We start from the raw sequence: 22544 nt of genomic DNA, 5'->3' as shown, positions 1-22544 counted from the left end.
ATGAGGTCGGGACTGCGTGAACGAATGCCGCATCCGTCGCCGTCCTCGCACCTGAAGCCGCTCGAGGCGGAGTACCGCCCGACCGTTCCCACCGACGTGGCGGGCGCGATCCGGTATCAGCAGCGCGGAGCGCACGACCCGTCGCAGACCACGGCGGACGGCGTCATCTGGCGGGCGACCCGTACTCCCGAGGGGCTCGCGACGATCGCGATCCGCCCGGGTCTGCGAACGGTCCGGGCGGCCGCCTGGGGACCGGGTGCCGCGTGGACACTCGACCAGCTGCCGCGGCTGTGCGGCGCGGACGACGACCCCGGCGACTTCGATGCGTCTCGGCATCCGCTCATCGCGGCGACCCACCACCGGCGGCCCGACCTGCGGATCGGGGCGACCGACCTCGTCTTCGATGCGCTCGTCAGCAGCGTCTTCGAGCAGAAGGTCACGGGGCTGCAGGCCTTCGGTGCGTGGCGCCGGATCCTGACCCACTACGGCGACGCCGCGCCCGGCCCGACGCCTCGGCCGATGTATGCGCCCCCGGCGGACTGGCGGATGATCCCGAGCTGGTCGTGGCACCGCGCCGGGCTCGAACCGCCGCAGTCGCGCACGATCGTCGATGCCGCACGCCGCCGCGCCTCGATCGAGCGCGCCGCGGTCGCAGCGGTGACCGGGGACGACCGCGACCGGGTCTTCACGAGCCTGCCGGGCGTGGGCGTGTGGACGAGCGCGGAGACGCGCATCCGCGCCTTCGGCGACCCCGACGCGGTCAGCTTCGGCGACTACCACGTCGCCCATCAGGTGGGCTACGCGCTGACCGGTTCACGCGTCGACGACGACGGGATGCGGGAACTCCTCGAGCCGTGGAAGGGACAGCGGCAGCGTGTCATCCGCCTCATCGGCGCGAGCGGCGTCGTCGAGCCGCGGCGCGGTCCTCGCCTCGCCCCGGAGGACCATCGGGACCGCTGACCGTCAGATCCGCTGGAGCGCAGCGAGTGCGGCGGGCAGATGGTCGAGGACCGCGATGTGCCCGACGTCGGGGATCCGCAGCAGCGTCGCGTGAGGGATGCCGCCGGCGATCACCGTCGCATGCGATGGCGGGATGACGCGATCGAGCTCGCCCTGCACGACCACGACCGGCGCGACGACGTCGGCGAGCGCGAACCCCCAGGGATGGGTGAAGGCGACGTCGTCGTCGACCAATCCGTCCGACCCCCACCGCGCGGATGCCGCGACGTCCTCGCCCAGCGACGCCCATGTCTCTTCGAGCGCGCGGTAGTCCGCCTCGACGAAGCTGGTCGGATCGAACTCCTCGACCTCGAGGTGAGCCGTGCGCGACGCGATCCCCGCGGTGGCGGATCGAAGACCGGACGGATCGGCCATGCCCGAGAACCACGACGCGTCGCCGGGACGGAACGGGGCGATCGACGCGAGGGTGACGACGCCGGCGACGCGCTCGGGTGAGAGTGCAGCGACGCCGAGGGCATGGGGGCCGCCCCCGGAGGCTCCCACCGACACGACGTCCCGAAGGTCGAGGATGTCCAACACGTCGGCGACCCGTGCGGCCGCCTCACGGACGCTTCGCCCGGGCAGGCGGGGCGCTCCCCCGTACGCCGGGCGGGCGATGGAGACGACGTCGAAGCCTGCGGCATCCGCCATCGCGGCCACGGGCGGTAGGACGGCACCGGTCTGCGGAGAGCCGTGATGCCACAGGAGTACCGGGCGCTCCACCCCGGGCTGCTCGACGCTGGCGTGGACGATATGGTCGGCCAGCTCCGGACGAATGAGCCTCATGCGCGTCACGGTAACGCCCCACGGTCCGAAGCGCGAGCGCCGGGCGACGGGAACCGTAGGCTGGCCGCATGGTGCAGCGACAGCGAGGACGCGGATTCTGGATCCTCGGGACGGTTCTGCTGTTCGCCGGCGGCATTCTGTTCGGACTCATTTGGCAGAACGTGTGGGTCGGGCTCGTCCTGGCGGCGGCGATCTCGATCGGGTGGCTCATCGCCTACGAGTCGCGCCGCGGGCGGAACCAGGGAATCTACGACCGTGACGACGACGGCGCCCAGCTCTGACCCCGCCGCCCGGAAGGATCCTCCCGTGGAGTTCCGACCGCTGCGCGAGTCAGACCTGACCTCCGCTCCCGCGTGGACGGCGGGGCATGAGCTCCGACCGGATCTCTGGCGCGGCGAGCACACCCGGGCCGTGGCCCTGGAGACCGACGAGATCGTCGCCGTCGGGATCATGTGGACGAGCCGCGTGCACGGCGACCGCTATTGGGTGGACGTCGTGGTGCACCCCGCACACCGCCGTCGCGGGATCGGGACCGCCGCCGTCCGGCACCTCACAGGCCTTCGCGCCGCGCCCCTCCCCCTCATGACACGCGCATACGTGGACGACCCCGCGCTCGCCTTCGCCGACGCGCTCGGCGCACGGACGATCCAGGTCGTGCCGCCTGCGGAGTCGACGACCACGGCGCGGGCCGCCCTGCGCGCCGATCCGGCTGTGATCGCCGTCGACGCGGTCGACCGGACGGTGATCGAGGCGGCGAACGCCCGGATCTACGAGTGGACGCATGCGTCGTGGAGCCCGGTCGGACCCGCCTTCGCCGATGCGCTCAACGAGGACCTGTGGGACGAGATCGACACCGAGGCATCCTCCGTCGTGAGGGATGCGACCGGTCGGGTCCTCGCGCTCGCCCTCGTCTACCTCGACGGCGAGACCCCGCTGCTGACGGCGGAGACGACGGATGCCGCGGCCCCCGACGGCGAGCACCTCGTCGAGGCCTGCGTCCGCCGCTCGCTCGACGTGCTGGCGGAGCGTGGGATCGCGGACGTGGAGTTCGACGGTCACGTCAGCGATCCGCACTTCCTTCCCGTTCTCGCCCGGTTGCAGCCAACCGGCCGCTGGTTCCGCCTCGTCGAGATCCCGGTGTGATCGCCGGGCGATCCGCTCCGGTTCAGAGGGTCACGACGATCTTCCGCGCAGAGACCCCCGCGCGCTGACGATCCAGCGCCTCCTGTATCGCACCCACCCCGTCGCCGGCCACGACCGGCTCGGGCAGCGGACGGACGGTGCCGTCCGCCAGCCACTGCGGCAGCAGTCGCCCCCACAGCCGGCGCCCGATCTCGTCGTCGCGCAGGCTCGTCCCCCAGATGAAGGCGGCTCGGATGCCAGCCCGACGCGCGCGAGCGTTCAGCAGAAGCGTCCTCAGCCCCAGGCGTGCGAACGTGGGCAGCATCGCGGGGAAGAGCCGGCGGCGCCCGGCGAGCTCAGCGAGCGAGACGGGCATGCTCGCCATCGCGAGAACCAAACCGCCCGTCCGGCGCAGCACCTCGAGGCATCCGGCGGTCGATGTCTCGCCGAGGGCCACGGCACCGACGACGGGGCGCCCGCCGATCCCCGCCACGAGATCGTCGACGGCGCGGGGGGAACCGTGGTCGACGACGACGTCGGCACCGAGCGACCTGACGAGGTCGGCGTTGCGCGGCGACGCCGTGCTGACCACGTCGTATCCGGCCGCGCGGGCGAGCTGGATCGCGTTCATGCCGACGCTCGTCGACCCGCCCCACACGACGACGACCCCGCGGTCGCGGGGACGGGCGTCGGCGGGGTCGTGGATCGCCAGTCCGAGATGGCGCGGCTGGAACAGCGCGCACGCGGCGGTGGAGACGCCGAGGGGAAGGACGGAGGCCTCCACGTCCGAGATGCCGTCCGGGATGGGGGCCGTGAGGTGTTCCAGGAGCGTCGTGTACTGCTGGAACGCGCCCTCGCGCCGGGAATCGCGACCGCGATCCGTTCCCGTGGCGAGCCCGAAGACACGATCACCGACGCGGAACCGCGTGACCTCGGAGCCGATAGCGACCACGTCGCCGGCGACGTCGGAGCCGAGTACCGCCGGCGTCGGCAGCCACCGGTAGGTGACCGAACCCGTGCCCTGGATGACCCAGTCGACCGGATTGACCGCGACGGCGTGGACGCGCACGAGGACCTCGCGTGCCGCCGGGTCGGGCGTCGGCATCCGCTCGACGGAAAGACGCGCGCGGGGCGCGGCGAGGACGGCGGCGTCGTGGTGTCGGGGCATGTCGGTTCCTCCGGTCGTGATGTCACGTGGTGTCATCACTGTACCTCGCATGACACAGGGTGTCGTCACTATGCTGTCCGGATGGCCAGATGGGCACCGGACACCCGGGAACGACTGCGAGCGGCGGCGCTCTCGCTCTTCGAGGAGCGCGGCTACGCGGCGACCACCGTGCCCGACATCGTCGACCGGGCCGGCGTGACGCGCCGCACGTTCTTCCGCCACTTCAGCGACAAGCGCGAGGTCTTCTTCGACGACGACGAGATCCCGCAGCTCGCGACCCGCATGATCGCCGAGGCGCCGCGGGACGCGCAGCCGATGCAGGTCGTGATCGACGGTCTCCGGATGCTGGCGCGCGAGCGCTTCGAGCCCCGGCGTGCCGAGATGCGCTTCGCCCGCCAGGTGATCGCATCCGAGCCGGCGCTGCGCGAGCGGGACCTGCGCAAGCAGGCGGATCTGCGGGACGCCATCAGGGAGGGCTTCCGCCGCCGCGGCGAGGACGAGGCGACGGCGGCGGCGATCGCCGGGATCACGGTCGAAGCCCTGCAGGCCGCTCTGGAGGCATGGGCATCCGAGCAGGCAGGCGCTCCCCTGACGGATCATGTCGACGAGGTGCTCCACCGGATGCGGATGCTGCTGCAGTCTTTCGAGAGCTCACGAGGGTGATGCCGTGAGCACCGTCATCCCGCTCGACCTGGATGCCGATCCGGACCTGCCCGACGCGATCGCGGTGCGGGTGGTGGCCGAGATCGACGGCACGATCCACAGCCTCATCGTCGACACCGGCGGCGCGCGCAGCGGCCTCGTCGACGGTCCGCTCACGGCCGGGCTCGAGCGGCTGACACCGCAGGACCCGGGCGGCGGCGGGGTCTTCTCCCGGGCCGGGTCGACAGAGCGCGTCACCGCGCGTGAGCTGCGCATCGGCGACCTCGTGGTCGAGCGGCCGGTGTTCGACCTCGAACCGAATCCCGCGGCGCCGTCGCTGCTCGGGCTCGATGTGCTGCGTCGCCACCGGCTGGACTTCCGCTTCGACGCCGCGCTGCTCGAACTCGACGCCGAGTCGCCCGTGGACGAGCGGCGCGATCTGGTGCAGTCCTCGCGCGGGCATCCCTACGTCGACGTCGCCTGGGCGGGCGGCGCGTGGCCCGCCATCTGGGACTCGGGTGCGAGCGTGAGCGTCATCGACCGGGGTGTGGTGGCGCGGCATCCGGAACACTTCCGTCCTGCGGGCGAGGCGGAGGGGACGGATGCCTCGGGTGCCGCGAACGAGCTTCCCCTCGTCTTGCTCCCCGAGGTGACGATCGGAGGTCGTCGGTTCGCTCCATCGATCGCCGCCGTCGCCGACATCGCCGGACTCGTCCGGCCCGGCGATCCGCCGTTCGAGCTCATCCTGGGGATGCCGGTGCTCCGCCACGCGGACTGGGCCGTCGACCTGCGCGACGGCTGGTGGGGATATCTCGCCTGAACCCTAGCCCACGCGTGACCGACGGTCGGCGGCATCCTCACTTCCGTGGCGCGCGGCGAGCCGCACGATCCAGTAGATCCCCCAGACGATCAACGCGATCATCGCGACGACTCCGAGGAGGATCAGCAGATGCCAGCCGACGAGTCCACCCATGCTCACATCTCCTCGTGGGTGTCGGGGTCGCCGTCCCACAACCGGCCGCGCTCGAGGGCCGAGATCGCGGCGATCTCGTCGTCCGTCAGCGAGAACTCGAACACGTCGGCGTTCTCGGCCTGGCGGGCGGGGTCGGCGGACTTCGGAATGGGCGTGCTGCCGAGCTGAACGTGCCAGCGGAGGACGACCTGCGTCGGCGTGACATCGTGCGCGGCCGCGGTGTCGATGACAACCTGCTCGCTCAACAGCTCCGAGCGCCGGGCGAGCGGGCTCCAGCTCTCGGTGCGGATGCCCTGCGAGGCGTGGAACGCCCGCAGGTGCGCCTGCGGGAAGTACGGGTGCAGCTCGACCTGGTTGACCGTCGGCACGACGCCGGTCGCCTCGATGATCCGGGCGAGCATCGGCTCGGTGAAGTTGGAGACGCCGACCGATCCGACGCGCCCCTCCTTCTGCAGATCGACCATCGCGCGGTAGGTGTCGACGTACTTGTCGACGCTCGGGTTGGGCCAGTGGATGAGGTACAGGTCGATGCGCTCGAGCCCGAGGCGCTCGAGCGATCCCTCGGCGCTGCGGCGGGTCTCGTCGTAGCCGTGATCGCGACCGGGGACCTTCGTCGTGACGATGAGGTCGTCCCGGATGCCGCTGCGCCGCACGGCCTCGCCGACCTCGCGCTCGTTCTCGTAGTTGACGGCCGAATCGAGCAACCGGTAGCCACCCTCGATCGCGGTGACGATCGACTGCGTGCCGTCCTCGCCGCGGAGGTTGTAGGTGCCGAGACCGAGCTGCGGGAACGCGGTGCCGTCGTTGAGGGAGACCGTGGGGATGCTGACCATTCCGCCACCGTACGCCGGATCCGCCCTTTGGGGGATAACCCGAAAGGAGGTCTCGGGTCCGCCCCGATGTGGCGGTCTCGGGGTCGCCCCTAGCGTGGGGACATGACTTCCGACACCTCCGCGCCTCCCCGGCGGCTCCGGCCGCTGCGGCGCCTGGGCGCGCTCGCGCAGCTCGCCGCCATCGCCCTGGTGGGCATCGGCATCCTCACCACCGCCGCCACCCTTTTCGGCACCGGTATCGGCTTGGCGCTCGTCCTGGGTATCGGCCTCGTCCTGATCATCGCTGCGCTCTACGTCGCGTGGGCCGCGGCCTGGCTCGAGCATGAACGAGCCGAAGGCCTGTACGGCCACGGCATCCCGCCGCTGGCGATCCGCGCGAGCGGTCAGCCGGGCTTCCGAGGCTTCCTCCGCACGCTGTGGCTCCAGTTCACCGACGGGGCGATGTGGCGCGGCATCGGCAGCTTCGCGATCGCCGCCGTGCTCGGCTGGGTCGTCATCGGCGCCACGTCGGCAGTGGTCACCGGAGTGGGGCTCGCCGTCTCGCCTCTCGGTGGCGCCGCGGGCGGCCGACTGCCGGTCCTCGGCATCCTCGTCACCGACGGCTGGGCCGTCGCGGGCGGCATCCTCGCAGTCCTGGTCAGCCTCGGCATCCTGTTCGGGGTATCGCTCCTCGACGACCTCCTGACCCGGTCGATCCTCGTCCCCTCGCGCGAGGCCGTCCTCGCCGAGCAGGCGCGGACCGCCGGAGCGCAGCGGGCCGGCGCGGTGCGGGCCAGCGAGGTCGAGCGCACCCGCATCGAACGCGACCTGCACGACGGCGTCCAGCCGCGGCTGGTTTCGGTCGGGATGACCTTGGGGCTCGCGCAGCAGAAGATCGACTCCGACCCGGTCGCGGCGAAGGCGCTGATCGATGAGGCGCACACCTCGACGAAGGCGGCCATCACCGAGCTCCGCCAGCTGGCCCGCGGCATCCACGCCTCGGTCCTCGACGACCGGGGACTGGATGCCGCCCTCTCGGCCCTCGCGGCACGGTCTCACGTCCCCGTCGCCCTCGACGTCCGTCTCGACGAACGCTGCAGCGCGACCTCGGAGGCGGCGGTGTACTTCGTCATCGCCGAATCGCTCACCAACGCCGCCAAGCACGCCCGCGCCACCGAGGTGCGCGTCGTGGTCCGCAGCCGCGACGACGCCCAGGCCGGACGCCTCATCTGGGCGCGCGTCGAGGACAACGGCATCGGCGGCGCACGCGTGCTGCCCGGCGGCGGTATCGACGGGATCATGAACCGGGTGCTCGCCGCCGGCGGCACCGCGACGCTCGACAGCCCGATCGGTGGACCGACGGCTCTGGAGGTGACGGTCCCGTGCGCATCCTGATCTGCGAGGACTCGACGCTGCTGCGCGAAGGCCTGGTCCGCGTGCTCGAGGACGCCGGCCACACCGTGGTCGCCGCCCTCCCCCACGCCGGCGACATCGTCGAGACGGTGACCGCGTCGGCGCCGGAGCTCTGCATCCTCGACGTCCGGCTGCCGCCGACGTTCACCGATGAGGGCATCCGGGCCGCGCTGACGCTGCGGGCGCAGCATCCCACCCTCCCCGTGCTGGTGCTCAGCCAGTATGTCGAGGAGCGCTACGCGAGCGACCTCATCACCGGGCAGAACGCCGCCCTCGGGTACCTGCTGAAGGACCGCGTGGCCGACGTCAAGGACTTCCTCGACTCGATCGACCGGATCGCCGCCGGGGCCACGGTCCTCGACCCCGAGGTCGTCGCCCAGCTGCTGACCCGCCGAGCGCGGGACGAGCGGATGTCGCGCCTCACCGACCGGGAACGCTCCGTCCTCGCGCTCATCGCCGAGGGAAAGAGCAACGCGGCCATCGCCACGGCGCTCTTCGTCTCGGAGGCGAGCGTCGAGAAGTACATCACCTCGCTCTTCCAGAAGCTCGGCCTCGAACAGGATGAGCACGGCAACCGACGGGTGCTCGCGGCTCTCGTCCACCTCGAACACGGCACATCGCCCGCCGCTGGGCATCCCGATCAGAACGGAACGAACCGATGAGCATCGACCTCACTCCCCCGCCCACCGCTCCCACGACGCCTGCCCCGCAGCCACCGCAGCAGCCGCGGCGCGCGTCGGCGCAGATCGTCTCGATCATCGCGATGTCGCTCGGCGGCGTACTGCTGCTCGGGACGCTCGTCTCGGGCATCGGCTCGATCGCCTACGCGAGCACGAATCGCGGCGCCGGCGATCAGTCGGCCGATGTCGCGGGTGTGACGGGCCTGTCCTTGGACGTCTCCGCCGGTCACGTCGTCGTCGACTACGCGGACGTCGACGAGGCGACCCTCACCGTCGACGGGAACCGGGACTGGACGCTCGAGCGACGCGGGGAGACGCTGTCGCTCTCCAACTCGCGCCCGTGGTGGATGCTGCAGGTGGGCTTCGACGCGACCGAGAATCGCGCGACGCTGACGCTCCCCGAGGAGATGGCGGACCAGAAGCTGGATGCCGACGTCAACGTCGCGGCGGGATCGGTCACGGCAGACGGCACCTACGGGCTCCTCGACGTGTCGGTCGGTGCGGGCGACGCGACGGTGACCGGCACCGCGGACGACGTCCGGGTCGATGTCAGCGCCGGTGATGCCGACGTCGCTGTCGACGGGGTACAGCGCGCGAATCTCACCATCGGCGCGGGTCAGATCACTGCCGACCTCCGCGGCGAGGACCTCGACGACGTCCGTGTGGATGTCAGCGCGGGGACCCTCGTGGCGACCCTCCCTGACGAGGCGTACCGCGTGACGTCTGACGTCTCCGTCGGCACGTTCGACAACCGACTGCAGACCTCGACGAGCGCCACGCGCACCATCGACGCCACCGTCTCGGCCGGTACGGTCACCCTCCGCCCCGGCGTCTAGCCCCTTACGTACGACGAGCCGTCGCAGATGGTCGCCCCCGAACCGGGGAAACGACCATCCGCGACGGCTCGCGGTGTGTCAGGGGTCAGCCGACGACGGCGATCTCGTTCGGGACGTGGTCGAGCGCCAGGGTCTTCGCGATCTTGTCGGCGGCCAGGTCGACGACGATGATCTCGCTGTCGGCGGGATCGGTCACGTAGGCGAACGACCCTGCGACCTTGACGGACGGGTGCGGGTCCTGCCACTCGGCCGGGCCCTCCCACGGGTCGACGACGGACAGCGACGAGATGATCTCACCCGTGGCCGGGTCGATCGAGTGCAGCTTGCCGTCGGTCCCGATCAGGACCGCTTCGGCGTCCGGGCCGCGGCCGACGCCGCGGTAGGTGTACTCGACACCGTCGGGCAGCGCGACCTTCTCGAGCGTGTTCGCCTCGGTGTCGATCAGGGCGAGGTTGCGGAGGAGGTAGCCCTCGGCATCCGGGTCGTCCTTGTAGTCCATGACCACGAGCGGGCTGTTCTCGGACACGTAGGCGTTGCCCATGCGGCCGTACTCGTCAGGAGACGTGAGCTTCGTGATGGTGCCGTCCTTCACGACGAGGGCGCCGTTCTCGCAGCCGAAGACCACCGCTTCGTCCTTCGCGGTTCCTTCACCGTGCACGCCGGGGCACTCGTCGTTCGACGCGATCTCGTTGCGGTCCTTGTCGAGGACGCGGATGCCGGTGCGCCCTGACTCGTCGCCGACGGTCGTCAGCAGGGTGCCGTCCTCGAGCTCGACCGAGACGCCGTGGTGCGCGGTGACGCCGGCGATGACGTCGGCCTTCGGGAGGGCATCGCCCGTCTTCGCCAGCTCTGCCGAGTCGAAGATCGTCGTGTCGCTGGTCGCGTCGTCGTACAACACCGTCTTGCCTGCGTGCGAGACGACGTGCCCCGCGGTGGCGGCGGGCACGACGAGGTCGGTGAGCTCTGGCTGCTGCGCGTCGAGCAGCTGGAAGCCCTTCGACGTGGTCACCATCACGTGTCGGCCGTCGCCGGCGGCGTTGAGGCGGATGAAGTCCTCGGAGCCGAACTCGCCGAGATTCGCGTAGTCGTCGCCACCGAGGACGAGCACGCCCCCCTCGTACCCGACGGCGACACGGGGGCCGTCGGGTACGGCCGCGCTGTCGGCGGGGTCGGATGCGGGCTGCGCTGCGGACGCGCAGCCCGCGAGGAGCAGGGCAGCGGCGCCGGCGAGGGCACCGAACTGCAGGGTCTTCTTCATGGGTTTCCTTTCCAGGGAATGCCTCACGGGGTGAGGCCGTCGGCGATGCTCTGCAGGTTGCGTCGCATCATGTCGAGGTAGGAGCCGCCCGGCGAGCCTTCGGGGGCGAGGGACTCGGTGAACAGCGAGACGACATCGACGTCGCGGCCGGCCTCGTCGGCGAGCACCCGCATGAGCCGGTCGGGCTGCGACGAGTCGGCGAAGATCGTCGTCACGCCGGCCTCGTCGATCGCGTCGACCAGGCCTTTCAGGTCCGAGGCGCTGGGCGCGGCGAGCGTCGTCCCACCCGGGATCGCCGCCCCCAGGATCCGTACGTCATAGCGCCGGGCGAGGTAGCCGAAGACGTGATGGTTCGTGACGAGCGCCCGGCGCTCGGCGGGGATCGCACCGAGGGTGTCGGCCATGTCGGCATCCAGCTCGTCGAGCTCGTCGAGGTAGGCAGCGACCGCCTTCTCGACGACGGATGCCTCCACCCCGGCGATCTGCGCGAGCTGCGGCGCGAGCGCCTCGACCACGCGGGCGGTCTGCGTGGGATCGGTCCAGAAGTGCGGGTCGACGGCATCCGAGTCGGCGTAGTCGAGCGGCTCGATGTGGTCGCCCGCCACGAACGAGGCGACCCCGTCGGCCACCGCGGCGTCGACGTGGTGCTGCACGCCCTCTTCGAGCCCCAGCCCGTTCGAGACGAGCAGGTCGGCGGTGCGCATGCGGGCGGCTTCGCGCGCTGAGAGCTCGAACGAATGCGGGTCGCTGCCGCGGGGCATGAGGGTGACGACATCGACCTCGTCACCGACGAGGTTCGCCGTGATGTCCCCGAGCAGGTCGGTCGTGACGACGACGGTCGGCCGGTCGCTGCCGGCCGCAGCGCAGCCGGTCAGCGTGGCGACGACGGCGACCACCAGCGCGGCGAGCGCGCGCCTCATCGGCCCGTCTCCGCGACGAAGGCAGGCGCGTCTGCCTCGAATGTGCGGGCGATACGCCCGGAATCGGCGTGGTCGATCTCGAACATCACGTTCTCGGCGGGTCCGTTCAGATAGGTGCGGTTCGCGTCGATCTGCAGGGTCACGCCCGCCGCGAGTGCGGGATCGGCGAGGGATGCCGCCACGAGCGGTTTCGTGCGCGCGATCGCCTTGCCGCTCTCGCCGTCGATCACGAGAACCTCCCCCTTCGTCGTGAGGGCGACGACGTGCTGGTCGGCGTCGTCGACCGCGGCGACGCGGGCGAGCGGCTCGCCGGCATCGACGCGGGTCCACGCGCGCTCGCGGGTGTCGAGCAGCCAGAACGCGTCGCCGCCGGTGAGGCCGGCGACCGTCGGCCGCCCCTCGCGTGCGGCGAAGGAGAGCGCGCGGTCGTCGGCACCCTCGGGGTAGGGGATCCGCTCGAACGAGGTGCCGTCGGCATCCGTCACCGCCAGGATCGCAGCGTCGGCGCATCCGACGACAACGCCGACGTTCGTGGCGATCGAACCGGCGGGATCATTGCAGGGCACGGTCTCGACGTCGGCGCCGGTCGCGTCGACGTGGCGGAGACCGTCGGCATCCGTCACGAGCGCGCCCGTCGGCAGGGGCACGACCATGCCGGGGCCGGCGGGGACGTCGAGGCGGAAGCGCTCCTCGATGCGCCCCTTCTTGAGCGCGTCGAGGTCGAGGAGCACGGCCTCTCCCCCGTCGAACCGGATGCCCGCGCCGAGGTCGCTCGCGACGACGGTCGGCTCGCCGTCGCCGGCGAGGTCGCCGAGGACCGCAGCGGGAGCCTCGTAGTAGTGGAAGTGGTCGACGTGGTTCCACGTCCAGACGCCGCTGTCGACGATCCCGACACCGCCGTCGCGCCCCGCGTAGAGGAACCGACCGTCGGTCTCGAGCGAGGTCGACGGCGTGATCTCGCCGAGGGTCTCGGTCGTCTCGTCGAGCAGGTCGAGGTGGTGGACCTCACCGCCCGGGGTGACGCTCGTGAGGTGCAGAGCAGGCTCGGCCAGCTCGGTCGCGCCCGCGATGGCGCCGTGTCCCTCGCCCGTCGGTTCGGGAACGGATGCCGGCGCCGACTGGCAGGCGGCGAGCGTGAGGGCGAGGGCGGGCACGAGGGCGATCGGGACGCGGCGGTTCATGCGGTCCTTTCGTCGAGGGCGGAGCGGGTGGGGCGGATGAGGGCGCGGATGCCGGTGGACACCGCGCCGGAGCAGATCGCCGTGAAGGCGACGGTGGCTCCCGCGGCGGTGCCGAGGTGCCATGAGAGGACGAGGCCGACGGCCACGGCGGCGGTGCCGATGACGGCCGCGAGCGCCATGGTCGGCACGATGCGGCGGGTCCACGCGCCGGCGGCGACGGCCGGTCCGAGGAGCATGCCGACAACCAAGAGCGATCCGACGGCCTGATAGGCCGAGACGACAGCGAGGGTGACGAGGCCGACGAGCAGGATGTGCGCGAGGCGAGGGCGGAGGCCGAGCAGCTGCGCCTGCCTCGGATCGACGGCGAGTGCGACGAAGGAGCGGTGGCCCGCGGCGGCGACCAGCAGGGTCACAGCCGCAGCGACGGCGAGGAGCACGAGGTCGCCCCGCTCGATCGCCAGGATGTCGCCGAAGAGGATGGCCGAGGCATCCGTCGCGAAGCTGCGCGAGGCCGAGATGACGATGACCCCCAGCGAGAGACTCGCGACGAAGAGGAGGCCGATGCTGGTGTCGGCCGAGATCCGGCCGCGGCGCTGCAGGGCTCCGACGCCGAGCGACATCGCCGCCGCGCTGACGGCCGCGCCGGCCACGGGTGGGAACCCGGTGAGAGTGGCGACCGCGATCCCGGGCAGCATGCCGTGGGCCATCGCCTCGCCGAGGAAAGCCATGCCGCGGAGGACGACCCACGTGCCGACGACGGCGCAGACGACCGCGACGAGGGCGCCACCGACGAGGGCGCGCTGGACGAAGGCGACGGCGAACGGATCGAGGAGCACGGACACGGTGCCCGACTGTACACGTAATTGAGAACGGTTTTCATTTGCAATACTGGTCGGATGCACAGCTCAGGGGTCGTCGTCCGGTTGGGTGAGGTCTGCGTCGACATCGACGGGCACCGCGCCCTCGACGGCGTCGATCTCGACGTTCGCGCCGGCGTGCTCACCGCTGTGGTGGGCGCGAACGGGTCAGGCAAGTCGACGCTCGTATCCGTGCTCGCGGGGCTCCGCGCGCCGACGTCGGGCGCGGTCGAGATGCGCCCGGGAACGGCGATCGCACTCGTGCCGCAGCACACCGCCGACACCGCTCGACTGCCCCTGACCGTCACCGATCTCGTGTCGATGGGCCGCTGGCGCGAGCGCGGCGCTTTTCTCCCGCTGCGACGGAGGGACCGAGAGCGAGTCGCCGAGGCGATCGACGCGGTCGGGCTGACGCCGTACGCCTCACGTCCGCTCGGTGCGCTCTCGGGAGGTCAGCGCCAGCGGGCGTTCGTCGGACAGGCGCTCGCGCAGGACGCGGATCTGCTGCTCCTCGACGAGCCGACGAGCGGTCTCGACGATGCGTCGCGGCGAGCCGCGGCATCCGCTCTGCGCGTCGCGGCCGACAGGGGTGCGGCGGTCGTCGTGGTGACGCACGACCTCGGCGAGCTCGGCGAGGTGGACGAGGTCGTGACGCTCGCGGCGGGTCGGATCGCGGATGCGCCGACCGCGTGAGACACGCGGGGGCGGAGGGGTCGGAACGTGAGTAGCGTTGAGGGGTGACCAACGCTCCGATCGATGCCACCACCACGTCCGCCTGGGCTGAACTCGAGTCGCTGAAAGCCGGCTTCACCCCCGATCTGCGCGGCTGGTTCGCGGCAGACCCGGAGCGCGTCGCCAAACTGACGCACGACGTCGCCGACCTGCACGTCGACCTGTCGAAGAACCTCGTGACCGACGAGATCGTCGCCGCCCTCGTGCGCCTCGCCGAGCAGACCGGCGTCGCCGAGCGGTACGCCGCGATGCTCGCGGGCGAGCACATCAACACGACCGAGGATCGTGCCGTGCTGCACACCGCTCTCCGCCGTCCCGCTGACGCGACGCCGTCGCTGACGGTCGACGGTCAGGACGTCGACGCCGATGTGCAGGGCGTGCTCGACGCGATGGCCGAGTTCGCCGGCCGGGTGCGCCAGGGCGAGTTCACCGGCATCACCGGCAAGAAGGTCGAGACGGTGGTTAACATCGGCATCGGCGGGTCGGACCTCGGGCCCGTGATGATCTCGGCGGCGTTGGAGCCGTATGCGGATGCCGGCATCTCAGCGCGCTTCGTGTCGAACATCGACCCGTTCGACATCGCGTCGAAGACGAAGGACCTCGACCCCGAGACGACGCTGTTTATCGTCGCCTCGAAGACGTTCACGACGCTCGAGACGCTGACCAACGCGCGCCTCGCCCGTGACTGGCTGTGGGAGGGTCTCGCGTCAGCGGGGGCCATCGACGGCAGCGACGAGCAGAAGAAGGATGCCGTCGCCCACCACTTCGTGGCCGTGTCCACGGCCCTCGACAAGGTCGCGGACTTCGGCATCGACACCGCGAACGCGTTCGGCTTCTGGGATTGGGTGGGCGGCCGGTACTCGGTCGACTCGGCGATCGGACTGTCGCTCGTGATCGAGTTCGGGCCCGACACGTTCCGCGAGCTGCTGGCCGGATTCCACGCGGTGGACGAGCACGTGCGAACGACGCCGCTCGCGCAGAACGTGCCGGTCCTGATGGGCCTGCTGAACGTCTGGTACACGAACTTCCTCGGCGCGCAGTCGCACGCGGTACTGCCGTATGCGCAGCAGCTGAGCCGGTTCGCCGCGTACCTGCAGCAGCTGACGATGGAGTCGAACGGCAAGTCGGTGCGGTGGGACGGCTCCCCCGTCACGACCGACACCGGCGAGGTGTTCTGGGGTGAGCCGGGCACGAACGGGCAGCACGCGTTCTACCAGTTGATCCACCAGGGCACGCGACTGATCCCGGCGGACTTCATCGCGTTCGCGAACCCCGCCTACGCGCTGACCGACGGCGACCGGGATGTGCACGGCCTGTTCCTCGCGAACTTCCTGGCGCAGACGAAGGCGCTGGCGTTCGGCAAGACGGCCGAGGAGGTCGAGGCCGAGGGCACGACCGGTGCACTGGTCGCGGCACGGACGTTCCCCGGCAACCGTCCGACGACGTCGATCTTCGCGCCGTCCCTGACGCCGACGGTGCTCGGCGAACTGGTCGCCCTGTACGAGCACATCACGTTCACGCAGGGTGCGATCTGGGGCATCAACTCGTTCGACCAGTGGGGCGTCGAGCTCGGCAAGCAGCTCGCCATGCAGATCGCGCCCGCGATCGAGGGCGACAGCGACGCATTCGACTCGCAGGATGCCTCGACCAAGGCGCTCCTGGAGTACTACCGCGACCACCGCGCCTGAGGCTCGTGACGCGTCTCGAGGTCGAAGTCGGTGGGTGGGAGCACGATTGCTGCGGCCCCGAACTCGTCCGGTTCACGCGTGTGGAATGGACTGTCATCCCCGGGGCTGACGGTCCTTTCGTCGAGACGCATCACGGCTTGGAGGAGTCGGAGGGCCTGAAGGTCATCGAGGTCGCCGGCACGATCGTGGAGCTGGAGGCCATCGATCGTGATGGTTCCCGCATACCGATCACGCGTATCCCCAGCGGACGCGCCTTGCTCGGGATGGACGAAGAAGACGCAGGCGACGTGATCGAGATGTACACCGACCGCATCGTCGACGTGTCGGACGACGATTTCATCGTGACCGTTGACGTGCAGGACTGACTGTCGGTCCTAGAACGGTGGTGGGTCGGTGGAGAACTGCGGAATCCGCCGTTCGGGCTTTACGAGGTAGACCCGGCCGGCGGGTGAGGTCCATTCGAGCGCCCCGCCGGGTTGGGCTGTGACCTGCCAGTCGGTGTGGTGTTTGAGGGTGTGATGCCCGCGGCAGAGGGGTGCGAGGTTGCCGGCGTCGGTGTGCCCGCCGTGATGCCAGTCGACGGTGTGGTCGATGTCGCACCGATCCGCCGGGATCCCGCAGCCGGGGGCCATGCACCGGGCGGCCCGCCACGTCACGAGCCGGCGGAGGTCGGCCGGGGGCCGGTAGTGCTCTCGTCCGACGGAGAGGACCACGCCGGTGTCGGGCTGGGTGAGGACCCGCATCCACCCGGATGCCGCCCCGCACAACTCCCGGGCACGGTCGAGGGGGACCGGCCCGACGCCGTCGGCCTGCGCGGCAGGGCCGTCACCAGTCAGGAGCGTGAGAGCGGGCACGGTGACCGTGACGGTCGGGCGGATGCCGCGCACCGTGTCGGGAAGGGATTCGGTCTCCCCGTCGATGAGGAGGTCGCCGAACACGTCGGCACGTTTCTGGTCCAGCGAACGCTCATCATCGAGGGTGTTCGCGATAGCGGTGAGCCGCCCGTGGATCGCGTGCGCTTCGACGGCGGGGAGGTGCGCGGTGAGCCACGCCATCCCGTCCACGCCGGGTTCGACGCGCACGTGCCGGTGGGCGACGGCATCCGCGTGACGTTCCGCGATCGTCGCTTCACGCTCTCGGTCCACGATCCGTTTCACTGCGCGGCGGAACGGCCCGGTCGGCATCTCCTCCGCGAGTGCGAGTACCTCGCGGACCAGCTCATCCCGGATGATCTCGAGCTCATCGAGCCCGTCGACGATGATCGTCGCGTGCGTGTCGGTGATGTCCGCGTGACTCATCGACTCCCACACCGCCGGGTACCGCTTCACCAACGCCCGCCCGACCCCCATGAGACGGCCCGCGGCGTGCTCGCTGATCCGCAATGCCGACGCGACTTCGAGCCGCACCGACCGTTCCACCAGCACCGACGCACCCTCATCCCGGGTCGCCGCGCGGATCGCGTCATCCCACAACTCGACGATGCTCGCGTACCGCTGAGCCGCGTGGATGGTGGCCATGTCCGCGCTCAACACAACCCAGTCCAGGGTCGTCGGAATCCCCTCGGGGACCTCATCGACATACGGGGAAGGGCTGGACATACTCCCAGACTAGAAGGGGGTTCCGACATCGGTTCCGACACCAGCCCGACCCCGCATCCACCCCTTCCCCTGTCGCAACCGACCGCATCCCACGGCACGTTGCGACGGGCGAGCTTCGCCCGCAGCCCGCCCCGGCCCGGCCACCGCACGCCGACCTCACCCGATAGCGTGCAGGCATGCGCGGACGCAGACTCACCTGGACCATCGGCGGCGCCGGACTGATCGCGTGCGGGGTGGCCGGCATCTTGCTCAGTGCCACGCTGGGCTCGTCGCTGACCGATGTCCTGGCATCCTCCGTCGACCTGCTCTGGGCAGCTGCGGTTCTCGTCTTCGCGGTCGGCACGTCACCCCGCGACAGCGTGGTCGCTCGTCGCCCCCTCGGGACGATCACTCTCGCGCTCGTCGCCCTCTGGCCCCTGGCGATGCGGATCGTCGGCCTGTTCCAGGACCCCATGGACCCCATCCCGCTCATCCCGTGGGAGGTATCGACCTTCGTTCCGCTCGCCCTGAGCCTCGTTGCAGTTGTGCAGATCGGCCGCACGTCCGTCGCCCCGCGCGCCTGGCGGTGGGCGCCGGCGATCGCCCTCGTCGTGTCGGTCGCGTGCGACGCACTCAGCCTGGTGGTCGTCGCGGGTGCCGACCAGGCCACGGCCGTCCAGTTCGTCGGGCTCTCGTCGGCGCTCGGCGTGATCGGATTCCTCGTCCGCACACTGGGACTCGGGATCGTGGCACTCCTCGCCGTCGCGTCGGAGCGACCGGCATCCGTCCCGGTCTACTCGTCGCCCTCGGAGCCCGCGCCGGGCTCCTGACCCTTCGCCCCCTGCCATCGATCGGAGCTCCGCGTTCGCGCGGACCTTCGGGGCGCGGAGCCTCCGCGGGAGCGCAGATCCCCGCCCGAACACACAGGCACGACACCCTCCCCCTGGACAAGCCCCGCCGCGAGCGGCACCCTGGTCGCATCCCCGGATGAAGGAGACGGCCATGTTCCAGAACGACGGCGCGTACAGCGGGTTCGCGGTCGACGACCTCGATGCGGCGCAAGCCTTCTACGCCGACATCCTCGGCCTCGACGTGTCGACGCTCGACAGCGGATTCCTCCACCTGAACCTCGCGTCAGGCGGCACGGTGCTCGTCTACGGCAAGCCGCATCACGAGCCTGCGGGCTTCACGATCCTGAACTTCCCCGTTGACGACGTCGAGGCCGCCGTCGACGACCTCAACGCCAAAGGGGTGGAGACCGCGATCTACGACGACATGCCCACCGACTCGAAGGGCATCATGCGCGGCAACGGGCCGACGATCGCGTGGTTCCGCGACCCCGCGGGCAACGTCCTCGCGGTCCACGAGCGCTGACCGTCACGGCACCCAGAAGCCCAGGGTGCAGAGCAGGCGCGTCTCGTCGTCGGCATCCGCGGGCGGATCGATCGCCGGCGGGAACACCCCGAACTGCCGCCACTCGTCGGCGTGCGGGACGACGTTCTCGTTCAGCCCCGCGATGAGCTCGGGAGACATGCGGAACGGGATGCCGAGATGTTTTGCGATCATCCACGCCTGGAACGCGCGATACGTCGCCAGGTGGGCGAACCCCTCCTCGACGGAGTAGTCGCCGTACTGGAACCGGAACGTCGTCCCGGGCGCGACACCCTCCCGCACCGCGGCCGTCGCGGTGTCGTTCAGACGGTCGTATGACTCGATCGGATCGTCGCCGAGGAGGTCGGCGTTCCGGAACTCGTCACCGTCGGCGGGAGACTTCCCGGCGAGCACGTCGGGGACCCAGGCCTCGTCGTACGCGTGCGCGAAGACGATGTCTCGGAAGGTGGGATCGGGAGTGGACGTCCACTCCTTCGGGGCCGGCTTCGACAGGTCGGCCGGATCGATGCGATCGATGACGGAGCGCAACGCGGCATCCGCTTCGAGAAACAGTTCGTCGGTTCTCATGTCGACACCGTACGACCGGCCGCCGACACTGTCACGAGCCGTGCACGTGGATCCGCTCGCCCGACGCGCTGAAGATGCTCACCACCTCGGCGAAACCGTCCTCGGTGGCGCTGATGCTGTGCGGCAGGCCCGTGTCGAACTCGGCCGCTTCCCCCGCCCCGATCCGATGCTCCTCCCCGTCGAGCAGGAGCCGGATCGTGCCGCTCAGCACGTAGAACCACTCGACGCCGTCGTGCACCTTCGGCGCCGGAGCGGTGGATGCCGCGGCGTACCGGATCTTGTAGGTCTGCACCGGCGAATGCTCGAGGGTCAGCGGCGCGACGACCATGCCGTGCCGACGCTCGGTCGCGCGGCGCACCCGCGGGTCGACGGGCTCTCCGCGCACGAGGTCGTCGAGCCGCAGGTCGAGGACAGACACCAGCGGGAGCAGCAGCTCGAGGGATGCCTGTCGTCGGCCCGCCTCGAGTCGGGACAGCGTGCTGATCGACATCCCCGCCTTCGCCGCGAGGTCGGCCAGCGTCCAGCCGCGCTGCTGACGCGCCGCGCGCAGGCGCGGCCCCACGCGGGTCGGATCCGTCGTCATGGGGTCGAGTTTGCCACTTCGGCAAAGTAAGTTGCCATGTCAGCCCTCCTCGCGGGAGCGTGGCGTCATGACAGACACCCTTTACGACGCCGTCATCGTGGGCGGCGGCACCGCCGGACTCAGCGCCGCGCAGATGCTCGGGCGCGCGCGCCGCCGCGTCCTCGTGATCGACGCCGGCTCTCCCCGCAACCGCTTCGCCGCGCACATGCACGGCGTACTCGGACACGACGGGCGCTCCCCCGCCGAGCTCCTGCGCATCGGCCGGGTCGAGGCGGAGGCGTACGGGGTCGAGTTCCTCGAGACAACCGTGACCTCGATCGACGACGCCGGCGACCACCTCACCGTGGCGCACGACGGCGGCATCCTCGCCGCGCGCGGCGCGGTCCTCACCACCGGCGTCGTCGACGACCTCCCCGACGTCCCGGGCCTGCGCGAGCAGTGGGGCCGCGGCGTGATCCACTGCCCCTACTGCCACGGTTACGAGGTCGCCGGGCATCGCCTCGGCGTGCTCGCCACCTCGCCCGCGAGCCTGCACCAGATCGAGCTCGTCCGGCAGTGGAGCGATGACGTGACCGCGTTCACCGCGGGTCTCGGCGACGTCGACGACACGGTCGCCGCACGCCTGGCGGGGCGCGGCATCCACCTCGTCGACAGCCCGGTCACGGAGCTCCGGACCGACGACGACGTGGTGACCGCAGCCCTCACGGCGGACGGCGCCGCGCACGCGATCGACGCGCTGTTCACCGCGCCGACGCCGCGCCTGCACCTCGACTATGCGGCGAACCTCGACCTCGCCGTATCCACCGAGCCCGGCGAAGGCCTCCGCGTCGACATGCGCGGGGCGACGAGTCATCCACGCGTGTTCGCCGCCGGCAACGTCGTGACCCCGTTCGGCAACGTGCCGCTCTCGATGGGCCAGGGCTCGATGGCCGGCGCCGGTCTCAACGCGGCGCTCGTCATGGAGGACGCCGCTTCAGCGACCCTGCGCAGCTGAGGCCGCCGCGGCGGCGCGGGCCAGCCACGCCGGCGGTTCGCCGTACCGCTGGAACGGCACGAGCCTGCCCGCCGCGCAGTCCTCGACGAGCGTCGCGAGCCGGTCGGTGCGGGTCTGCTCGCGCTTCGCGCTCTGCACCCAGTGCGCCACGGTCCTGCGATACGAGGGCGTGGCGGCATCCCAGAACGCTTGGGCGGCCGGGCTCGCGGCGAGGGATGCCGCCTGCTCGGGCGTGAGCTCGTTCCGCTGCTCGTGCGAGTAGACGCCCGACAGGTCGGGGGTCCGTCGCTCGAAGGCGGCGAGTCCCGCGGGGTGCATCCGCCCCTCGGCCTGCAGCCGTTCGATGTGCGCGATGTTGACGGCACTCCAGATCGATCGGGACTTCCGCGGCGTCCAGCGCTGGATGCGGGCGCCGTCGCCGATGCCGCGGCTGACGGAGTCGATCCAGCCGAACCGCAGCGCCTCGGGCACCGCGTCGGCCCACGTCAGACCCAACCGCGGATCGCCCTTCCGGTAGAAGACCGTCCACACCTCGACAGCCGTCTCGTGGTGGGCTTCGAGCCAGTCGCCGAACTCCGCCGCCGAGGCGAAGAAGATCGGGTCGGATGCCGGTTCCACCATGGTCGCGACGGTACCACCGGCATCCGACGCGATCAGCGCAGCTGCAGGCTGTTCCACGCCCCGGGCTCGTCGAACTCGCCGTAGACGACCTCGGCTCCGCTCGCGGAGACCGATCCCGCGCAGACGAGGAGTGACAGCGTCGGGTAGCCGTGCGGGCGATTGTCGCGGATGATGGCGCGGTCGTCGGTCGGTTCCAGTGCCGTGGTGCGTTCGAGCGCGCCGAGCCACTCCGCGATCCAGTCGTCGCCCGACGGCGCCGCGAACGCGTCGTGCCAGGCGACGATGCGCGCCGTCTTCGGGTCGTCGACGTCGTCGTGCGCGATCATGTGGACGCCCGGTGCGAGATCGACTGCGCGTACCGACTCGCCGTCCCACATCGAGACGCGGGCGCGACCCGGCGTGACCGTCAGCAGGTTGAAGCCGTGCGTCGGCGGCGCGTCGGACAGCCCGCGTCCGGCCGCCGCGTCGAGCACGATGTGCCCGCGGGAGCCGGTCGCGAGCGAGTCGTCGATGAGGTCGGCCCGGTTGAGCACGACGGCGAGGCGGGATGCCGACGGGTCCGCCGCCAGCCACGCGCCGCCCGCGCGGGTGTCGCGCACGCCGATCACCCCGGGAAGGTCGGGCCACCACTGCCCGAGCGGATCCCACGCACGGGCGGGATCCTCGTCGCGGACGGCCAGGACGCGGATCGCCGCCGTGGCGTCCTCGGGAACGTGGACGATCACGGTGCACATCGTGGTGGC

The 22544-nt window shown here is 71.1% G+C and carries 27 protein-coding genes; 14 read left to right on the top strand and 13 right to left on the bottom strand.

Features of this window, described 5'->3' with window-relative positions:
* The first annotated feature begins 24 nt into the window (after positions 1-24).
* On the top strand, positions 25-960 hold the full coding sequence (locus MRBLMI1x_RS05485) for a DNA-3-methyladenine glycosylase family protein (protein ID WP_363457827.1): 936 nt from the start codon (positions 25-27) through the stop codon (positions 958-960).
* A gap of 3 nt (positions 961-963) precedes the next feature.
* Here the strand turns inward: MRBLMI1x_RS05485 and MRBLMI1x_RS05480 are convergent, their stop codons facing one another.
* Entirely contained in the window at positions 964-1785 is an 822-nt protein-coding gene (locus tag MRBLMI1x_RS05480; RefSeq protein ID WP_363456960.1) for an alpha/beta fold hydrolase, read from the bottom strand.
* 68 nt (positions 1786-1853) lie between these two features.
* Here MRBLMI1x_RS05480 and MRBLMI1x_RS05475 point away from each other — a divergent pair, with 68 nt between their 5' ends.
* On the top strand, positions 1854-2066 hold the full coding sequence (locus MRBLMI1x_RS05475; protein WP_018186818.1) for a hypothetical protein: 213 nt from the start codon (positions 1854-1856) through the stop codon (positions 2064-2066).
* 25 nt (positions 2067-2091) lie between these two features.
* Positions 2092-2928, top strand: a complete 837-nt coding sequence (locus MRBLMI1x_RS05470; protein ID WP_116228161.1) for a GNAT family N-acetyltransferase — start codon at positions 2092-2094, stop codon at positions 2926-2928.
* Positions 2929-2950: 22 nt separating this feature from the next.
* Here MRBLMI1x_RS05470 and MRBLMI1x_RS05465 read toward each other — a convergent pair whose 3' ends face one another.
* Positions 2951-4075: a zinc-binding alcohol dehydrogenase family protein gene (locus MRBLMI1x_RS05465; protein ID WP_363456955.1), complete on the bottom strand. Its 1125-nt coding sequence runs from the start codon at positions 4073-4075 to the stop codon at positions 2951-2953.
* Between the two features lie 81 nt (positions 4076-4156).
* On the opposite strand from MRBLMI1x_RS05465, the gene MRBLMI1x_RS05460 reads away from it, so the two are divergent.
* Positions 4157-4738, top strand: coding sequence for a TetR/AcrR family transcriptional regulator (locus tag MRBLMI1x_RS05460; protein ID WP_363456952.1), 582 nt, complete (start codon positions 4157-4159; stop codon positions 4736-4738).
* Between the two features lie 4 nt (positions 4739-4742).
* On the top strand, positions 4743-5537 hold the full coding sequence (locus tag MRBLMI1x_RS05455; protein ID WP_363456949.1) for an aspartyl protease family protein: 795 nt from the start codon (positions 4743-4745) through the stop codon (positions 5535-5537).
* A 3-nt stretch (positions 5538-5540) separates the two neighbouring features.
* Here MRBLMI1x_RS05455 and MRBLMI1x_RS05450 read toward each other — a convergent pair whose 3' ends face one another.
* Both MRBLMI1x_RS05450 and MRBLMI1x_RS05445 read right to left on the bottom strand, forming a co-directional pair.
* Complete coding sequence (locus tag MRBLMI1x_RS05450; protein ID WP_018186813.1) at positions 5541-5690, bottom strand: hypothetical protein; 150 nt, start codon at positions 5688-5690, stop codon at positions 5541-5543.
* A gap of 2 nt (positions 5691-5692) precedes the next feature.
* Positions 5693-6523 carry an aldo/keto reductase gene (locus MRBLMI1x_RS05445; protein ID WP_020098019.1) on the bottom strand — a complete coding sequence of 277 codons (831 nt, stop codon included), beginning with the start codon at positions 6521-6523 and terminating at the stop codon, positions 5693-5695.
* Positions 6524-6625: 102 nt separating this feature from the next.
* Here MRBLMI1x_RS05445 and MRBLMI1x_RS05440 point away from each other — a divergent pair, with 102 nt between their 5' ends.
* From MRBLMI1x_RS05440 to MRBLMI1x_RS05430, 3 genes are read left to right on the top strand one after another with little or no spacing between them, the layout of a single operon-like run.
* Positions 6626-7897, top strand: a complete 1272-nt coding sequence (locus tag MRBLMI1x_RS05440; protein ID WP_363456944.1) for a sensor histidine kinase — start codon at positions 6626-6628, stop codon at positions 7895-7897.
* Positions 7885-8577 (top strand): response regulator, encoded by a 693-nt coding sequence (locus tag MRBLMI1x_RS05435; RefSeq protein ID WP_018186810.1) that lies wholly within the window; start codon positions 7885-7887, stop codon positions 8575-8577. Before MRBLMI1x_RS05440 ends, MRBLMI1x_RS05435 begins: the two co-directional genes overlap by 13 nt.
* Complete coding sequence (locus MRBLMI1x_RS05430; protein ID WP_363456940.1) at positions 8574-9431, top strand: hypothetical protein; 858 nt, start codon at positions 8574-8576, stop codon at positions 9429-9431. The genes MRBLMI1x_RS05435 and MRBLMI1x_RS05430 overlap by 4 nt, the downstream gene beginning before the upstream one ends.
* Before the next feature lie 85 nt (positions 9432-9516).
* On the opposite strand, the gene aztD is transcribed toward MRBLMI1x_RS05430, so the two are convergent.
* The 4 genes from aztD to aztB are packed head-to-tail and all read right to left on the bottom strand — an operon-like array spanning position 9517 to position 13632.
* Entirely contained in the window at positions 9517-10689 is a 1173-nt protein-coding gene (gene aztD, locus MRBLMI1x_RS05425; RefSeq protein WP_363456936.1) for a zinc metallochaperone AztD, read from the bottom strand.
* A 23-nt stretch (positions 10690-10712) separates the two neighbouring features.
* Positions 10713-11609 (bottom strand): metal ABC transporter substrate-binding protein, encoded by an 897-nt coding sequence (locus MRBLMI1x_RS05420; protein ID WP_363456933.1) that lies wholly within the window; start codon positions 11607-11609, stop codon positions 10713-10715.
* Entirely contained in the window at positions 11606-12790 is a 1185-nt protein-coding gene (locus MRBLMI1x_RS05415) for a hypothetical protein (RefSeq protein WP_363456930.1), read from the bottom strand. The genes MRBLMI1x_RS05420 and MRBLMI1x_RS05415 overlap by 4 nt, the downstream gene beginning before the upstream one ends.
* Complete coding sequence (gene aztB, locus MRBLMI1x_RS05410; protein WP_363456927.1) at positions 12787-13632, bottom strand: zinc ABC transporter permease AztB; 846 nt, start codon at positions 13630-13632, stop codon at positions 12787-12789. Before aztB ends, MRBLMI1x_RS05415 begins: the two co-directional genes overlap by 4 nt.
* 54 nt (positions 13633-13686) lie before the next feature.
* Here aztB and aztA point away from each other — a divergent pair, with 54 nt between their 5' ends.
* Genes aztA through MRBLMI1x_RS05395 form a run of 3 tightly spaced genes read left to right on the top strand, consistent with a single transcriptional unit; the run spans position 13687 to position 16432 of the window.
* Complete coding sequence (gene aztA, locus MRBLMI1x_RS05405) at positions 13687-14340, top strand: zinc ABC transporter ATP-binding protein AztA (protein ID WP_363456924.1); 654 nt, start codon at positions 13687-13689, stop codon at positions 14338-14340.
* Between the two features lie 44 nt (positions 14341-14384).
* Positions 14385-16067 (top strand): glucose-6-phosphate isomerase, encoded by a 1683-nt coding sequence (gene pgi, locus MRBLMI1x_RS05400; RefSeq protein ID WP_363456921.1) that lies wholly within the window; start codon positions 14385-14387, stop codon positions 16065-16067.
* Between the two features lie 5 nt (positions 16068-16072).
* On the top strand, positions 16073-16432 hold the full coding sequence (locus MRBLMI1x_RS05395; RefSeq protein ID WP_363456918.1) for a hypothetical protein: 360 nt from the start codon (positions 16073-16075) through the stop codon (positions 16430-16432).
* 9 nt (positions 16433-16441) lie between these two features.
* Here MRBLMI1x_RS05395 and MRBLMI1x_RS05390 read toward each other — a convergent pair whose 3' ends face one another.
* Entirely contained in the window at positions 16442-17665 is a 1224-nt protein-coding gene (locus MRBLMI1x_RS05390) for an HNH endonuclease signature motif containing protein (RefSeq protein WP_363456915.1), read from the bottom strand.
* A gap of 176 nt (positions 17666-17841) precedes the next feature.
* On the opposite strand from MRBLMI1x_RS05390, the gene MRBLMI1x_RS05385 reads away from it, so the two are divergent.
* Positions 17842-18474, top strand: a complete 633-nt coding sequence (locus MRBLMI1x_RS05385; protein WP_363456912.1) for a hypothetical protein — start codon at positions 17842-17844, stop codon at positions 18472-18474.
* 172 nt (positions 18475-18646) lie between these two features.
* A complete protein-coding gene (locus MRBLMI1x_RS05380) occupies positions 18647-19018 on the top strand; it encodes a VOC family protein (protein WP_363457824.1) in 372 nt (123 codons plus the stop codon).
* A 3-nt stretch (positions 19019-19021) separates the two neighbouring features.
* Here the strand turns inward: MRBLMI1x_RS05380 and MRBLMI1x_RS05375 are convergent, their stop codons facing one another.
* Positions 19022-19603: a hypothetical protein gene (locus MRBLMI1x_RS05375; protein ID WP_336126041.1), complete on the bottom strand. Its 582-nt coding sequence runs from the start codon at positions 19601-19603 to the stop codon at positions 19022-19024.
* A 31-nt stretch (positions 19604-19634) separates the two neighbouring features.
* Positions 19635-20186 carry a helix-turn-helix domain-containing protein gene (locus tag MRBLMI1x_RS05370; protein WP_363456908.1) on the bottom strand — a complete coding sequence of 184 codons (552 nt, stop codon included), beginning with the start codon at positions 20184-20186 and terminating at the stop codon, positions 19635-19637.
* A gap of 67 nt (positions 20187-20253) precedes the next feature.
* Here MRBLMI1x_RS05370 and MRBLMI1x_RS05365 point away from each other — a divergent pair, with 67 nt between their 5' ends.
* On the top strand, positions 20254-21180 hold the full coding sequence (locus MRBLMI1x_RS05365; protein WP_363456905.1) for an NAD(P)/FAD-dependent oxidoreductase: 927 nt from the start codon (positions 20254-20256) through the stop codon (positions 21178-21180).
* Here the strand turns inward: MRBLMI1x_RS05365 and MRBLMI1x_RS05360 are convergent.
* Together MRBLMI1x_RS05360 and MRBLMI1x_RS05355 are read right to left on the bottom strand one after the other, a co-directional pair.
* Positions 21160-21858, bottom strand: a complete 699-nt coding sequence (locus MRBLMI1x_RS05360) for a YdeI/OmpD-associated family protein (protein WP_363456902.1) — start codon at positions 21856-21858, stop codon at positions 21160-21162. The two genes, MRBLMI1x_RS05365 and MRBLMI1x_RS05360, sit on opposite strands and share 21 nt — an antisense overlap.
* A complete protein-coding gene (locus MRBLMI1x_RS05355; RefSeq protein ID WP_363456899.1) occupies positions 21834-22535 on the bottom strand; it encodes an NRDE family protein in 702 nt (233 codons plus the stop codon). The genes MRBLMI1x_RS05360 and MRBLMI1x_RS05355 overlap by 25 nt, the downstream gene beginning before the upstream one ends.
* Positions 22536-22544 lie beyond the last annotated feature (9 nt).

This window comes from Microbacterium sp. LMI1x-1-1.1, from assembly GCF_040676205.1.
Taxonomy (GTDB): domain Bacteria; phylum Actinomycetota; class Actinomycetes; order Actinomycetales; family Microbacteriaceae; genus Microbacterium; species Microbacterium aquilitoris.
This window is presented reverse-complemented; position numbering and strand designations above follow the sequence as displayed.

Bases quoted from the DNA above. Each gene is read 5' to 3' on its own strand.
- MRBLMI1x_RS05485 (WP_363457827.1), top strand. From the start codon at position 25: ATGCCGCATCCGTCGCCGTCCTCGCACCTGAAGCCGCTCGAGGCGGAG.
- MRBLMI1x_RS05480 (WP_363456960.1), bottom strand. From the start codon at position 1,785: ATGAGGCTCATTCGTCCGGAGCTGGCCGACCATATCGTCCACGCCAGC.
- MRBLMI1x_RS05475 (WP_018186818.1), top strand. From the start codon at position 1,854: ATGGTGCAGCGACAGCGAGGACGCGGATTCTGGATCCTCGGGACGGTT.
- MRBLMI1x_RS05465 (WP_363456955.1), bottom strand. From the start codon at position 4,075: ATGCCCCGACACCACGACGCCGCCGTCCTCGCCGCGCCCCGCGCGCGT.
- MRBLMI1x_RS05460 (WP_363456952.1), top strand. From the start codon at position 4,157: ATGGCCAGATGGGCACCGGACACCCGGGAACGACTGCGAGCGGCGGCG.
- MRBLMI1x_RS05450 (WP_018186813.1), bottom strand. From the start codon at position 5,690: ATGGGTGGACTCGTCGGCTGGCATCTGCTGATCCTCCTCGGAGTCGTC.
- MRBLMI1x_RS05445 (WP_020098019.1), bottom strand. From the start codon at position 6,523: ATGGTCAGCATCCCCACGGTCTCCCTCAACGACGGCACCGCGTTCCCG.
- MRBLMI1x_RS05440 (WP_363456944.1), top strand. From the start codon at position 6,626: ATGACTTCCGACACCTCCGCGCCTCCCCGGCGGCTCCGGCCGCTGCGG.
- MRBLMI1x_RS05430 (WP_363456940.1), top strand. From the start codon at position 8,574: ATGAGCATCGACCTCACTCCCCCGCCCACCGCTCCCACGACGCCTGCC.
- aztD (WP_363456936.1), bottom strand. From the start codon at position 10,689: ATGAAGAAGACCCTGCAGTTCGGTGCCCTCGCCGGCGCCGCTGCCCTG.
- MRBLMI1x_RS05420 (WP_363456933.1), bottom strand. From the start codon at position 11,609: ATGAGGCGCGCGCTCGCCGCGCTGGTGGTCGCCGTCGTCGCCACGCTG.
- MRBLMI1x_RS05415 (WP_363456930.1), bottom strand. From the start codon at position 12,790: ATGAACCGCCGCGTCCCGATCGCCCTCGTGCCCGCCCTCGCCCTCACG.
- aztA (WP_363456924.1), top strand. From the start codon at position 13,687: ATGCACAGCTCAGGGGTCGTCGTCCGGTTGGGTGAGGTCTGCGTCGAC.
- MRBLMI1x_RS05390 (WP_363456915.1), bottom strand. From the start codon at position 17,665: ATGTCCAGCCCTTCCCCGTATGTCGATGAGGTCCCCGAGGGGATTCCG.
- MRBLMI1x_RS05385 (WP_363456912.1), top strand. From the start codon at position 17,842: ATGCGCGGACGCAGACTCACCTGGACCATCGGCGGCGCCGGACTGATC.
- MRBLMI1x_RS05380 (WP_363457824.1), top strand. From the start codon at position 18,647: ATGTTCCAGAACGACGGCGCGTACAGCGGGTTCGCGGTCGACGACCTC.
- MRBLMI1x_RS05375 (WP_336126041.1), bottom strand. From the start codon at position 19,603: ATGAGAACCGACGAACTGTTTCTCGAAGCGGATGCCGCGTTGCGCTCC.
- MRBLMI1x_RS05370 (WP_363456908.1), bottom strand. From the start codon at position 20,186: ATGACGACGGATCCGACCCGCGTGGGGCCGCGCCTGCGCGCGGCGCGT.
- MRBLMI1x_RS05365 (WP_363456905.1), top strand. From the start codon at position 20,254: ATGACAGACACCCTTTACGACGCCGTCATCGTGGGCGGCGGCACCGCC.
- MRBLMI1x_RS05355 (WP_363456899.1), bottom strand. From the start codon at position 22,535: ATGTGCACCGTGATCGTCCACGTTCCCGAGGACGCCACGGCGGCGATC.